This window comes from Leisingera sp. ANG59, assembly GCF_013317235.1.
In the GTDB taxonomy this organism is placed as follows: domain Bacteria; phylum Pseudomonadota; class Alphaproteobacteria; order Rhodobacterales; family Rhodobacteraceae; genus Leisingera.
In genome coordinates this window covers 1-12,740 of sequence record NZ_WLCM01000072.1, presented here as the reverse complement: position 1 = coordinate 12,740, position 12,740 = coordinate 1, and the positions used below count along the sequence as shown (strand labels likewise).

At 58.9% G+C, this 12,740-nt stretch carries 13 protein-coding genes and 1 pseudogene; 3 read left to right on the top strand and 11 right to left on the bottom strand.

Translation table 11 applies throughout. The annotated features are described in order from the left end of the window. Nucleotides 1-269 (top strand): transposase (locus tag GKC28_RS25220; protein ID WP_217434220.1); only part of this gene is annotated, 269 nt, incomplete at its 5' end. Here GKC28_RS25220 and GKC28_RS25215 read toward each other — a convergent pair. The 6 genes from GKC28_RS25215 to ectA form a co-directional block, all read right to left on the bottom strand. Then, entirely contained in the window at nucleotides 226-1,545 is a 1,320-nt protein-coding gene (locus tag GKC28_RS25215; RefSeq protein ID WP_174149698.1) for a type II toxin-antitoxin system HipA family toxin, read from the bottom strand. The genes GKC28_RS25220 and GKC28_RS25215 overlap by 44 nt on opposite strands. Then, the gene (locus GKC28_RS25210; protein ID WP_174149697.1) at nucleotides 1,545-1,796 is read right to left on the bottom strand and encodes a helix-turn-helix domain-containing protein; all 252 of its coding nucleotides are present in this window, start codon (nucleotides 1,794-1,796) and stop codon (nucleotides 1,545-1,547) included. The genes GKC28_RS25215 and GKC28_RS25210 overlap by 1 nt, the downstream gene beginning before the upstream one ends. 922 nt (nucleotides 1,797-2,718) lie before the next feature. Next, on the bottom strand, nucleotides 2,719-4,155 hold the full coding sequence (locus tag GKC28_RS25205) for an aspartate kinase (RefSeq protein ID WP_174149696.1): 1,437 nt from the start codon (nucleotides 4,153-4,155) through the stop codon (nucleotides 2,719-2,721). A gap of 31 nt (nucleotides 4,156-4,186) precedes the next feature. Then, a complete protein-coding gene (locus GKC28_RS25200; protein WP_174149695.1) occupies nucleotides 4,187-4,579 on the bottom strand; it encodes an ectoine synthase in 393 nt (130 codons plus the stop codon). A gap of 3 nt (nucleotides 4,580-4,582) precedes the next feature. Beyond that, on the bottom strand, nucleotides 4,583-5,872 hold the full coding sequence (gene ectB, locus GKC28_RS25195; RefSeq protein WP_174149694.1) for a diaminobutyrate--2-oxoglutarate transaminase: 1,290 nt from the start codon (nucleotides 5,870-5,872) through the stop codon (nucleotides 4,583-4,585). Between the two features lie 62 nt (nucleotides 5,873-5,934). Further along, complete coding sequence (ectA, locus tag GKC28_RS25190; protein ID WP_174149693.1) at nucleotides 5,935-6,465, bottom strand: diaminobutyrate acetyltransferase; 531 nt, start codon at nucleotides 6,463-6,465, stop codon at nucleotides 5,935-5,937. Between the two features lie 212 nt (nucleotides 6,466-6,677). On the opposite strand from ectA, the gene GKC28_RS25185 reads away from it, so the two are divergent. Together GKC28_RS25185 and GKC28_RS25180 are read left to right on the top strand one after the other, a co-directional pair. Then, a complete protein-coding gene (locus GKC28_RS25185) occupies nucleotides 6,678-7,154 on the top strand; it encodes a MarR family winged helix-turn-helix transcriptional regulator (protein WP_174149692.1) in 477 nt (158 codons plus the stop codon). Nucleotides 7,155-7,757: 603 nt separating this feature from the next. Further along, complete coding sequence (locus GKC28_RS25180) at nucleotides 7,758-7,949, top strand: DUF6494 family protein (RefSeq protein WP_174149691.1); 192 nt, start codon at nucleotides 7,758-7,760, stop codon at nucleotides 7,947-7,949. A gap of 183 nt (nucleotides 7,950-8,132) precedes the next feature. Here GKC28_RS25180 and GKC28_RS25175 read toward each other — a convergent pair whose 3' ends face one another. From GKC28_RS25175 to GKC28_RS25155, 5 genes and pseudogenes are all read right to left on the bottom strand, one after another. Continuing rightward, nucleotides 8,133-9,869 carry an adenylate/guanylate cyclase domain-containing protein gene (locus GKC28_RS25175; protein WP_174149690.1) on the bottom strand — a complete coding sequence of 579 codons (1,737 nt, stop codon included), beginning with the start codon at nucleotides 9,867-9,869 and terminating at the stop codon, nucleotides 8,133-8,135. Nucleotides 9,870-10,795: 926 nt separating this feature from the next. Then, nucleotides 10,796-11,023: a helix-turn-helix domain-containing protein gene (locus GKC28_RS25170; protein ID WP_174149689.1), complete on the bottom strand. Its 228-nt coding sequence runs from the start codon at nucleotides 11,021-11,023 to the stop codon at nucleotides 10,796-10,798. A gap of 208 nt (nucleotides 11,024-11,231) precedes the next feature. Next, nucleotides 11,232-11,504, bottom strand: coding sequence for a hypothetical protein (locus GKC28_RS25165; RefSeq protein WP_174149688.1), 273 nt, complete (start codon nucleotides 11,502-11,504; stop codon nucleotides 11,232-11,234). A gap of 16 nt (nucleotides 11,505-11,520) precedes the next feature. Next, a pseudogene (locus tag GKC28_RS25160) lies at nucleotides 11,521-12,510 on the bottom strand (ISNCY family transposase); the annotation flags it as partial. A 110-nt stretch (nucleotides 12,511-12,620) separates the two neighbouring features. Continuing rightward, a partial coding sequence (locus GKC28_RS25155) for an ATP-binding protein (RefSeq protein WP_217433978.1) occupies nucleotides 12,621-12,740 on the bottom strand: 120 nt, incomplete at its 5' end.

Here is a 12,740-nt window from a genome sequence, read left to right as displayed (position 1 = left end):
CAGCCGATATGTTCGCGGTCATGGACGAAGACCTCAAAGGTTTGCTGGACAACCAAATTGCCGGGCTTGAAGCTCAGATTGAGCAAATCATCGTGACAGATGAAAGCTTGGCAAATAGTGCAGACATTTTGCGCTCCGTTCCTGGGATCGGACCTGTTGCAAGCACGATGCTAATCGCCGAGATGCCGGAACTTGGGCAAATCACAGGCGAGCAGGCCGCTGCGCTCACAGGGCTTGCGCCGATTGCAATCCGCTCAGGCGCCCGTTGACGGCCTCGCTGATGGCTTCAATTACATCGGTTGGGAAACCCGCCGGCATGGACTCTGCTGCTGTTTCGAGCGCCTTGGGCGCACGCTCTGCAATGTCTTCAATGAGGCTGCGCGCACTTTTTTTAGAGAGCCCCGCCCGCATGGCCGTTTGCACGAAATGCCGCCCGTGAATCTGGTCGAAGCGATAATGGCGGCTGTTGCCCACCGACATCGCCATTTTCATTTGCTTGCGCTCGATCTGGCGGGTGTTCAGCGCAGGCTGGGCAGTCAGGATGTCATAGAGCGGGGTCATGCGGTAGCTGCCACCCGGACTTAGAAACACGCTGAAGTTCTTGGCATGGCCGTCTGTTGCGCCGATCAGCCAGAAGATCATTTGAGCCTTCAGGAAGGTTGCCTGATCTTCGAGGGGTGTATCGCTGCCTTTGAGAAGGCTGAGTACGTCGGCCATGCCCGGTCCGCCCTCATTCTGGTATTTCAGGGTTGGCGGTACGGACAGAGCCTGGCAGCAGTCTTCCTGCGGCAGGCGCAGGAGGCGTCCGTCCTTTGTCCAGCGGCGGTCGAAACGCTCAATCACAAGGGCCTTGGTATCCCCGAAGGTTTCAATGGCGGCGTTGTTCACCGGCAGGCCGAAGGCTGATGTGAGTCTGAGGCAATAGTATTCGTTCTCGACGCTGTCCGAGAGATCGATGCCGCCGGGCAGCTCGCCGATCTGTGTCTTGATGAGATGTGTGGTTGGGGTCGCGCCGTGCGGCTTGATCCATTGCCCGTCATGCCGAAGCAGGGCGGTTTTTTCTTGTGCGCCGGCCACGGAAATCCGGAACGCGTCATCTCCTGTAAGGCCGAGAGGTGCCTGGCTCAGGCCTTTCAGGATATTCTCGATGGCTCCGGCATCAACCGTTTCGCCCTCCAGCTTGCCGGTAGCGTCGGGCGCATAATCATCCCCCGCGATGAATTGCAGCGCGCCTACACAGTCATGGCCGATCTTGGTCAGCATATTGTATGCGTCAATGCCTCGGGCACCGACTTTTTCGGCAACAAGGCGGCGAAGCTTGTCCGAGTCAGGCAGCAGGTTCTCGAAAACCGCTGCAACAGTCTCTCCCCGATACGGCGTTTCGCGCAATGGCAGCGAAAGTGAGACAGGCAGGGCATGCTCCCAGGCCAGCCAGTCGTGGTGATAGGCAAAGAGGATGGCACCGCTTCTTTCACGGGTGAGTGTTCCGACGCGACGGTTGTTCAGGTAAATCCGCAATGGCATATATGCGGGGCGCCGTCCCATTAGAAAAGTTCCTCGATATCCTGCCCGTGCCCTTTGGTGCGCTCGTCGATCCTGAATTCCAGGTCAAGAGCTGCAAGAACGGCCAGGATGGTGTCGAGCTTCGCAAGCTTCTCGCCGTTTTCGACTTGGGAGATCGTGGCCTGGCGTAACCCAGCGCGTTCAGCAAGTTGCGATTGTGACCAGCGGCGCTTTTTGCGCGCGCGCTGGATGATGGAGCCGATCTGTCTTGGTGTGCGAGCGAGTTCTTTCATACGGAGATGATACGCTATGGCGAATAAATTCGCAATATGCGCTCTGGCGGATAATTTTAAACTATACGCTTAAGCGAGTAAGTAATTTTTTTCGCCGAAACGTATGAGCTGCTCCGGATTCTTTGAGCAGGTCAGAGACTGTGCACCTGAGGTGCACTGACCTGGGAAAGTTTGAAGACGTCGGCTGCTTCACTTCCTTGCATAACCCTTCTGCATCGGCTTGCATCAGGCTGCTTGCTTTGAACAGGGCGGCCGGGCCTATTCCTATTTCGCACGGCTGAAGCGGGCTGGGCGTCTTAGAGGGTCCACACCTCGCGCAGCAAGCTGAAAATCAGATCAATACCTTGATTTAATTGACAAAATTGAACTTTGTCAATTCGGGTGTGTCGGAACCTTGTGAAGCCATATTTTTTAGGGTTCCAGAGGCTCAAAATCGGCCCGCGGCAGAGCTGTGCCACGCCGTGCCGCGCGAATGGCATGTGATGGCATTGGGGAGCTGGCCGGTTTCGGCGCGTGTCGGGAAGTTCATCATCGCTCGATCTCCGCGGCAGCTACCGGTTCAAGACACGCGCGTGAGCGCCTGTAACCCGCTGGCCCGATCCGGCTGAGCAATGTGAGGGCTCCGCCGTGCCAGGTCAGCTCACCAAGCGAATGGGGGCACTTTTGCATACCGATAGGGGGTCAAATTTGGACACCGGTTGACACTGTGTACGCTCAACCCAAGCCGGTTTGCCATCCTGCGATAAGGTGGAAGGCGGGCTTGGGCTGGGAGCTCTTCGGTCAGAATGGCCTGTCTAATGGCCGCTGCAAGGCCGGCGTGCAAAGGCGCATGAAGCGTTTCGGGATCAGGACACCACACTGGTGCTCTTTCTCCTGGCCCGCAAAGCCAGGGCAACAGCGCGTCTGGAGGCAGACGTCCGGCTCACGCCGCTTTTGATGTTTGAACCTGGCCAGTTTCCGGAAGGAGCGCCGCGTGCAAAACAGCGACCGCTGTTTCGGCCGATGCCCGCGGTACCGCAAATTGCACATCGACGTTGCGCGGCGTCTGATGCGCGGCAATTACCTCGACACCTGCCCTGTCAAAGGCTGCTAGCCCGCGGCCAAGCGCCTTGACCCCGGACAGGTCCCGCCCGATGGCCGAGACGATTGACAGCGCCCGCGCACTGACCTGGGCGGAAGGGTAGGCGCGCTCCAGATCATTCGTCACGCGGCGCACTGCTTTCAGGGAAGCCTCGACATAATGGGTGATGGTGTTGGCGTTCGAGTTTTTGGAGATTATCCGGACTTTGTGCCGGCGCAACGCCTCAAGCACGGTGGCATCATATCCTTTGACACCGACCATGTCCTGCTCAAACAGCTCCAGCGCGACGGCATCGATACTTGTCACGATTTCAACCGCGGGAGTTCTGGCTGGCTGGCTGTCGATGAGGGTGCCGGGGTCCGAAGGCTCAAAAGCGTTGGTGACGCGCAGCGCCACGTTGGACTGGCGCAGGATCTTGGCGGCATTCGGGTGGATTGCCTCCATCCCCATGTTCGACAGCTGGTCGGCCACATCGTAATTCGTATGGCCGAGCTTGCGCACCGCGTCTGTCCCCACCAGTGCCGGATCGGCGGATGACAGGTGGAATTCCTTATGGATGATCGCCTCTTTTGCCGTGGTATAGGAGGCGATGCTGGAGAATGTGACTTCGGAATAGCCGCGGTCATATTCGCGCATCAGCCCCTCTTTGCATTGGGCATAACCGGTGACGATCGGCATTTCCGACGCCAAATCCAGATCGCGCAGGCCGGTGGCGATCCGCTCCTTCAGTGAGCATTCGCATTCGTCACGCCAGCCGCTGAGATCAACGAAACGTGCGTTCACCCCGGCGCGCTGCAGCATCAGGGAAGTGACAAAGGCGGAATGCGCCTCACCCAGGCCGGACAGCAGCTCGCGCACCAGCATCATCTGGCTCGACAGCCGGAAATGGCCGTAAGAGCACAGGCGCCGCAGGTCGAACAGGCAGCTGCGGGCGCCCTCGATGCGGTCACGCACAAACTCCTCTGCGCGGGCGCGGTCTGCCGGATTGTCCAGCACACGGTTGTGTGCTTCGGACATGGCTTCACCCACGCGGGTCAGCGCATCCAGCCAGCCATGGTCGTTGTCATCATTTGCGAACAGCGCATAAACGCCGGGTTCTCCGGTCTTTTTGTGCTCCAGCAGCAGGTTGGTGATCCCGCCAAAGGCGGACACCACAAAAATGCGGTGATAGAACGAAGCACTGGTGCGGCCGCCGATGATGAGCGTATCGCGCAGCTCGCGGATACGGCTCATCGAGGTGCCGCCGATCTTCTCGACGGTGTGGTCAGGGAACTTCAAACTGTCTCTCCCGGCCTCAGCCGGGGCCTCTTCAGGTGGTTTCTAGCGCGTAGGAGCCGTCTTCGCGGTGCACTTCGCTGCCGGTCACGGGCGGATTGAACACGCAGGCCATCACCAGCTCTTCTTCGGCCCGCAGGGTGTGGCGGTCGTGCTTGTCCAGCGCATACATGACGCCGGGCCGGATCAGGTGGGTCTCGCCGGTCGCCAGATCGGTGATCGAGCCGGAGCCTTGCATGCAGTAGACGCTTTCGAAGTGGTTCCTGTATTCGAATGTGTGCTCTGATCCGGCTTCGAGGAAGGTGATGTGGAAGGAGAACCCCATCCCGTCATCGGCCAGTAGCATCCGCACCGAAGACCATTGGGCATCAGACACCACCCGGCTGCGGTCGCTTTTGATAATGTCGTTGTAGTCGCGAACAATCATGTCTTACTCCGCTGCAAATTTGCTTGAATCGGTCACGCCGCGGATCGCGCTGCGCAATATGTTGAGGCCCTTTACAAACATGTCCTCCGGCGTGGTCAGCGGCGCCAGCACTTTGACCACCTGGTCCTCGTTGCCGGAGGTTTCGATGATCAGGCCGTTGTCGAAAGCGTGGGCGCAGATGCTGGCGGCAAGCGCGCCGGAACCCACGTCCAGCCCCTGCATCATGCCGCGGCCCTTGAGCTTCGAGCCGGGGATAAGTTCGGACATTTCCTCCAGCGCGGCAGTCAGCAGCCGGGCCTTAGTGGCGGTGCTTTGCTGAAATCCGGAGTCTGCCCAGAACTTGCGGATTGCCGCGCTTGCAGTGATGAAGGCATGGGTGTTGCCGCGGAAGGTGCCGTTGTGTTCGGCCGGGCCGAAGATGTCGTGCTGCGGGCGGGCCAGCATCAGGGCCATCGGCAGGCCGAAACCGGAGACCGATTTGGCCAGCGTCACGATGTCCGGGGTGATGCCCATGTCCTCGAACGAGAAGTAGCCGCCGGTGCGGCCGCAGCCGGCCTGGATGTCGTCGATGATCAGCAGGGCGCCATGTTCCTTGGCCAGAGCGGCGATGTGCTGCACCCATTCGGGGCTGGCTGCATTCAGCCCGCCTTCGCCCTGCACGGTTTCCAGCAGGATCGCGGCCGGCGCGTCAACGCCGCTGGAGCCGTCGTTCAGCATCGTCTCGAGGTAGGCGGCGGTGTCAACGTCCGCGCCGAAGTAGCCGTCATACGGCAGCCGGGTGACGCCATTGAGCGGGGTGCCGGCGCCGCCGCGGTGGTAGCTGTTGCCGGTGGCTGCCAGTGCGCCCAGGGTGACGCCGTGGAAGCCGTTGGTGAAGGCGATGACATTGGTGCGGCCTGTTACCTTGCGGGCCAGCTTCAGCGCGGCCTCCACAGCGTTGGCGCCGGTCGGGCCGGTGAACATGACCTTGTGGTCCAGATTGCGCGGCCGCAGGATGTGCTGGTCGAAGGCATCAAGGAATTCTTCCTTGGCGCTGGTGTGGAAGTCCAGCCCGTGCGCCAGCCCGTCGGCGGCAATGTGGTCTATCAGGGCGGCCTTCATGTCTGGGTCATTGTGGCCGTAGTTCAGTGACGAGCAGCCGGCCAGAAAGTCAATGTAAGTGCGCCCCTGGCTGTCGGTCAGTTCGGAGCCTTGGGCGCGGGTGAAAACCGTGTCGAAGCTGCGGCAATAGCTGCGGGCTTCGGACTCGCGGCGTTTGAAAATAGAAATCTTGGCTGACGTGTCAGTCGGCATCGTATGTCCTTTTGGGATTGTGCAGATCAGAGCGGGCATGCGCCACATGGGGTCAACCGGCCTCAGGCTGCCCAGCTGGGCGCCTCGGAGAAGTCGATCGTGACCATGTGTTCGGTGCTCTGGCGGTCCCGGAAGTGCTGGCCCTGGGTGTAGTAGGGCAGACTCCTCAGCGGTGCGCTGCGGTTGGCTGCGAATTTATGGAACAAGGCCCAGGAGGCCCTATTTTCCTGGGTGATGGTTGTCTGCAGACGTTTGATGTTTTCACAGGCCTTGCGGCGCAGCAGGCCGGTCAGCATCAGCGAGCCAAGACCGGTGCCGCGGGCCTTTTCAGACACCGCCACCTGCCAGACAAACAGCGTTTCCGGATCCTCGGGCAGAACATAGGCGGAAACCCAGCCGGCAATTTCGCCGCCGATCTCTGCCACAACGCAGGTGTCGCGGAAGTGGTCGCACTGGATCAGATTGCAGTACATGGAGTTCTCATCGAGCGGCTTGCAGGCCCGCACCAGCTCCCAGATTTCCGGGCCGTCGTCTGCTGTGGGCTCACGCAGCGCGGGGGCTGCCTTCCGAAATAACTCCAATGCGTGTCGCATCTGTTCAAGTGTCTCCATTATTGCTTCGATAGGCTAAGTATATTGAGGCGGAATGCATTTCAAGCCACCAGGATAATTCTGCGTCATTGTGTCAATTTTACCCGATCCCAACGTGCTCTTCTGCAATGCTCGGAACTTTTTGCTTTGCTTATCAAATCAAATGAGGGCGCGCGCGTCTTGATTGTCCCTCTGCGCTCTGCCAGAACCGGGACATGGAACGCATTGATGCAAGCCTGATCGCCCTGCGCCGCATTCTGCGTGCAACTGACCTGTTCAGCCGGGAACTTGCGCAGTCGGTCGGACTTACAGCCGCGCAGTTCCGGGTGCTTCAGATCATCGCCGCCAGCGAGCACTGCACCGCCAAAGCGATTTCGCAGCAGATGCGGATTTCCCAGGCCACCGTGACCTCTCTGGTGGACAAGCTGGTTCGCAAAGAAATGGTGGTGCGTGAAAAGTCGCAGACTGACCGGCGCCAGACAAATATCCTTGTCACCGAGAAGGGGCGCCGGGCAATTGCCGATGCACCGGATCCGCTGCAGCAGAGGTTTGTACGCAAGTTTGCAGCAATGGAGGACTGGGAGCAGGCGGCGCTGATCGCAGCGCTTGAGCGCGTGGCATCCATGCTGGATGCAGAAGACATTGATGCGGCGCCGGTGCTGGATACCGGGGAATCTCTGACGGCTTCGTGAACCTACCACCACAGGATTTGCTGAAGGGCAGTGTTCTTGCCCCCAAAAAACCTTAGGAACTGTAAATGCCCCGGCAAAAGGCCACTGTTCTGTGGGTCTAATGACGGCCCATACCATTGCCATCAAAACGGAAGCTTACGACGCGCCATTCAAAAGAGGCGTCCGCTGCAACTGCGTATACAGGGATCACGGCAAGGTCGGCACACTGCGCCACTCCCATCCATTGGACAGGATCTGGCGTGATATGAGCTACTCTTTCGCTGGACGAGCATGATCGAGCGCTGCGATCTGTTTGTAAAATGGAGGCCCGGATTGGGCTGCCTGCTGTCATTGTCTCTGCGAAGGGATCAGCAGTTCGGTCCCGAGCAATGAGAAAGTGCGGTTTCAAAGTCGTTGCTCACCGCCTGAGTGGCCGGGCTCATGCCGCAAGTTCGCTGCAATCAGGTCGGACAACCAGAGCCAGAACGGCCATCGCGCACGGACTACTGCGACCCAAAAGCCGCGTGGCGTTGGCCTATAATTGAAGAAGCTTCCTAGCCGCTAAGCGGGTAAGGTCTATGTGGAAGAAAGTCGGACAAAATGAATACTTGAAAGGGGTCAAATATGTCAGACAGCTTCAATATGTCCATGCGCAAGTTCCTCAAGCAGGTTGGTGTCACTTCTCAACAAGCAATTGAAGAAGCGATGCGCGGGGCGGACACTTCCGGGAAAGCTTTCGAAGTAAAGGCCGTGGTGGAGATAAAAGAACTGGGCCTTAAACATGTGGTGACAGGGCACATCACCGGCGGGGAGTAACAGCAAGCAGTGCTTTGGGCCGACCTTTCCCGCGCGATTTCGCGGCGACTGCGAAAGGCTGCAGCTACTCGTTCAGCAAAGCAGGCTCCTACGCGAACAGTGTGGCAGTGGTCAGCCTTGCCTCCTTGCCGCGCCTCAGCCTCCCAGATCTGGTAACGGACCGAGCTCGGCAGCCAGGCCAGGCTATTCCGGGATGCCTGCGGCGGACAGCATCTCGTAATATGTCTCGTAGATGCTGGGCTTGGTGATCCGGATGCGGGCCCTCATGTTCCGGAACATTGAGACGGTGAAGTCGGGTTCGCGGGTCATATGAAGCCGGGCGAGTCTTTGCGCGCGTTCATCGTTGCCAAGACCCATCTCCGCAACGATTTCATTGAGACGGAAAATCGACACGGAGTTATGGAAGGCGCGTACTCTGATTGCAGTTTCGAGCAGTGCCGCCCAGTCCTGTTTCGCGATGTGGGCGAGGCTGGTCCCCAACTGAACGCGGTACCCCATCGGGTCGGCTGGGTTCAGACGGAGCGCGCGTTCGCTATGCGCCAGCGCGGTGGGAGCGTCACCGGTCAATCCGCGCAGGATGCAGCTCGATCCCCAAGCCGAAGTGCAGTTGGGGCAGGCCTCGATCGCCCGATCGACAAGAGCGAACCCATACTCTGTATCCTCAGAGAGGAAGGCCAGAATGTAGCCAGCATATGCCTGTGCTTCGATATCGGGATCGGGAGCTTCCAGCACTTCTCTAGCCATCCGGATTGCAAAATCGAACCGCTCAGAGGTTGGCCGTGTGTCGGGGTTCCAAAGCAAGGTGCGGATCCACCCGCGCAAGGCCTTCGCCATCGGGTAGTTGGGAGCCGCTTCAAGCGCGCTGGTGAGATGGCGGTCGGCAAGGACGAAGGAGAATTTATAGATTGCTGCCTGAGCACGCAGGAAATAGTCGTAAGCATCCAGGTTTTCAGGGCGTTTCAATTCAGCCCGCCCGATCTCGGACTGCCGGATCGCAGGCGCGATCGCAGCGACTACCGCTTCGGTTATCCTGTCCTGCAGGTCAAAGACGTCCTCGACAGCACCATCATAGTGATTGGCCCAGATATGGCCGCCGGTCTCGGCGTCGATCAACTGGCCAGTCACGCGCAGGCGTTGGCCGGCTTTGCGAACCGAGCCTTCAAGCACGTAACGCACCCCCAATTCACGGCCAATCCGGCGGATATCCACAGAAAGGCCCTTATAGGAAAACGACGAATTCCGGGCGATCACAAAAAGCCAGGGAACCCGCGAGAGGCCGGTGATAATATCCTCGGTGATGCCATCGGCGAAATAGTCTTGCTCCGGGTCGGACGAAAGATTGTCGAAGGCTAGAACTGCGACAGAGGGTTTCCCGGGGCGGGCGGGGGCTGGAACCGGGGCTGTCCCGGCTGCAATACAGACCGAGTAGGCGCGAATAGGCCGGTCAATGTTTTTTAGGCTCTGGCGGCCGAGGTCACAGAATGCGAGATCGAGTTTGCCAACCACATCTTCATGAACCCTGCCGGAGACAACAATTCCGCCAGGCTCAGCTAATCCTTCCAGCCGGGCGGCGATGTTGACACCATCGCCCAAAAGATCCTCGGCATCCGCGACGACGTCGCCAACGTGGACACCCATTCGGAAGCAGATCTCGGGCCCGTCGCCGCGCGTGGCGTTTCGCTCAGCCATCTGGCACTGCATCGCTTCAGCACAGGCGACAGCATCAACCACCGAGGGGAACTCTGCAAGAAAGCCGTCACCCATCGTCTTGAAACGCCGCCCTCCATTCAAGCCAATGACAGGGTCGAGCGCACTGAAATGCCCCTTAACGGCCCTCAACGTGCCCTCCTCGTTCGCACCGGCGAGTGCGCTGTAGCCAGCCACATCGGCGGCGAGAATGGCGGCGAGGCGGCGGTCCATCCTGGTGGGTCCTCGGTCGGCCTTGTTTCAAGGCTGCAATAGTACTGAGTTTATCAGAGCAGAAACCCTAGACTGTTTTCAAGCTTTCAGACCGGACTTGCCTATGCCGACCTGTTTGAGCCCGATCAGGATGTGCGTTTCGTCTGAGGCAAATCAAACCTCTTGATCGGCGCAGCATTCATCTGCAGCCTTGGTGGGAGATGCCGGTTGGACGAACTTCGCAGCAGAACCCTGTGCCGTTGCCCGGACAGACCGCAATGATCCGTCCGTCACCTGAACTGCTGGCAGTGTCGAGACGATGGTGCGGGCGAAGGCGAGTTCTGGAACGGAAGCGCCGTCGGCGATGGTGTCGGCGGCTTTTTCGCGGTGATCCCAGCCCGGATGTGTGTGAAGAACTTGAGGCGGAAGCCTTTGAAAAGGCTTCGCGCAAAGCGGCTGCAAGCGTTGCGGGTGACGTTTTGGTATCGGATGCGACTCGAGCAATGGTCGGTGGAAAACTGCATTCTGTTTTTCAAACGCAGATCCAAGGCAGCTAAAAGGCCTCAAAGGGCAACACGTTCTTTACCGGCTTGAACAGGAGCAAAAAGTGCACAACTAGCCAGATTTCAACCGCAATCGACTTGTGTGGCCGTTCTGTCTCCGCGCTGCGTGAATTCCTGGTTTCGGACTTGCCGTAGGCTGCCGGTACGGCCTCCCAGTGGCCAAACTGACGTCAGTGTGCGACATCATCCGGGCGAAACACGATGCTGACATCCCGTTCAAACTTGGGAGCCTGGCGCTTTCAGGCGCGGCAAGGCCGACGATACTTCCTGTGCCCGGGCAGATACCACCAGAGCTCATCGGCCATGCCTTCTTTGGAATAGATGTACCGGTAGATGGTTCCCTGACAGTAGATGGTTTCCTGACAGACCCGCCGTATTGCACCCTCATAGATCATTCGATTGCCGATCTGCCGTCATCAGCTGTGCGGCCACATCATAGTGGCCTTCGCATTTCTGCGGACAGGGATCAGAGAAGAAGTTTCGTTTGATCTCGCGGTAGACAGTAGAGCGATGCCTGCCGAGCGCGGTTGCGATCTGGCTCACGGGCGTCTTTGCGTTTAGCGTATTCTCGGTTGCGCGCCGTCCACGCAAATCCAGTTCTATGTGGGCCATCTTTCATTCTCCCTGCTTTCCAGCAAGATAGGGGAATTGTCGCAACCCAATCTAGAATGTGCCCGGCCGTGAACGCGTGTTGCAACCATCCAGAAATGTCACCGGCTGCGCAAAGCAGAAACGTCACCTAGGGGCGTGACGGGAGCAAGGCTTTGCAGTCCGCAGACCCCAAATATCGGAGGGCTGAAAAGCCTTGCGAGGCTCAAGGTCATAGACCGAGCTTTCGCCGCTCTTTCTTATTATAGAATGCTTTGATGCCTTCTTCGCGCAGGATCTCTTCGAAGGCGCGCCAGGCGAGGCCATCGCCGAAGAAGGGCGGGTTATCGGAAACCGTCAACGTGCCGAACTGGTTCTCCACGGACAGGATCCAGCCGGGATGGATGCTGGTCCGGTAGATCTCAACATCGAAATGATGCCCGTCGATGACGATGGATTGCGTGTAGTCGGAGAAGATGATCTTTGGGGCGTCGTCGGCAGTCATGCCTTCATTCTTGGGCCTATTCAGCCGCGTGCACAATCCTCTTCTTGGCCCGCGACCCTGACGGTCGGCCTGGTCTCCGGCCATTCGGCTTGTAACCCATCTTCTCTGAGTTCGTCCGCACCTTGGGCTTGGGCGGGGCGGCATCCTGCATCTCTTTGATGTGCTCGAGGACAGCGCTCAGGCGGTTGTTGCCGGTGATAGCCGCATGGGTCACGCGCTGATCCATGTCGAAGATTTTGTAGGGCAGGGAGTGGCCTTTCCAGCGCACCTCAAACCGGCCATCCACGAAGGCGTAGGTGTCTACATATTTGCCGACCAGGCCGCGTGTGATCTCGCTTTCCTCGAGCATGATCCGCTTGCGGTCATAGGAAAACGTCAGTTGCTTGCCGACATAGCGGTTCTCGCGCCAGCACAGGACATCTGCCAGCCGATCCGGCTCGACATTCAATGCGCGGTGCAGGTTATCCGGTTTGGCCGAGGCCTTGGAAAACTTGGCGTTGTAGCGTTCCTTGAAGCCCTGCAGATAAGCGTTTCCAGCCTCCATGTCCGAGATGCCAGCGAGCCGCAGTTCCTTCACCAGCCGGTCCTGCAATGTGCGGTTGGCGCGTTCCACGCGACCCTTCGCCTGGCTTGAGTCGGCGCACAAAATCTCGATGTTCAGCTCACTCAGAGCGCGCCCGAACTGGGTGATCCGCGCGCCGCCCTTGGCGTCTTCCTTGGCCACGCGAAACACCGAGTGCTTGTCACTGTAAAATGCAACCGGCCGCCCATGGGTATGCAGGTAGCTCTCAAGCGCTTCGAAGTAGCTGAAGGTGCTCTCGGATTTGACAAACCGCAGTTCCATCAACGTGCTGGTGGCATCGTCGATGAACACGAGCAGGGTGCAGGGACCGCCCCGATCCTCGAACCAGCGGTGATCGGAGCCGTCGATCTGGATCAACTCGCCATAGCATTCACGGCGCAGACGCGGCTGGTGGAACGTCCGGCGCTGTCAATGAGCGTTCAAAACTGACCCGGTTTCAGCGTTTGAATTTGACCCACCCCTTGTGGCGCAAAGGCCCCAGGCGGGCCGCCCTCCTATAGCGAGTCCGTCTGGGGCCTTTGCTTGCGCGACGTTTATGTTTTTCTGCGTCGCTTGCTCTGTGCGAACCGGTATGACGTGTTGCCTGTCTCGATGATTGCGCAGTGATGAGTTACGCGATCCAGAAGCGCGGTTGTCATCTTGGCGTCACCGAA

Coding starts and splice junctions, on each gene's coding strand:
- GKC28_RS25215 (WP_174149698.1), bottom strand. CDS start 1,545: ATGGGACGGCGCCCCGCATATATGCCATTGCGGATTTACCTGAACAAC.
- GKC28_RS25210 (WP_174149697.1), bottom strand. CDS start 1,796: ATGAAAGAACTCGCTCGCACACCAAGACAGATCGGCTCCATCATCCAG.
- GKC28_RS25200 (WP_174149695.1), bottom strand. CDS start 4,579: ATGATTGTTCGCGACTACAACGACATTATCAAAAGCGACCGCAGCCGG.
- ectB (WP_174149694.1), bottom strand. CDS start 5,872: ATGCCGACTGACACGTCAGCCAAGATTTCTATTTTCAAACGCCGCGAG.
- ectA (WP_174149693.1), bottom strand. CDS start 6,465: ATGCGACACGCATTGGAGTTATTTCGGAAGGCAGCCCCCGCGCTGCGT.
- GKC28_RS25185 (WP_174149692.1), top strand. CDS start 6,678: ATGGAACGCATTGATGCAAGCCTGATCGCCCTGCGCCGCATTCTGCGT.
- GKC28_RS25180 (WP_174149691.1), top strand. CDS start 7,758: ATGTCAGACAGCTTCAATATGTCCATGCGCAAGTTCCTCAAGCAGGTT.
- GKC28_RS25175 (WP_174149690.1), bottom strand. CDS start 9,869: ATGGACCGCCGCCTCGCCGCCATTCTCGCCGCCGATGTGGCTGGCTAC.
- GKC28_RS25170 (WP_174149689.1), bottom strand. CDS start 11,023: ATGGCCCACATAGAACTGGATTTGCGTGGACGGCGCGCAACCGAGAAT.
- GKC28_RS25165 (WP_174149688.1), bottom strand. CDS start 11,504: ATGACTGCCGACGACGCCCCAAAGATCATCTTCTCCGACTACACGCAA.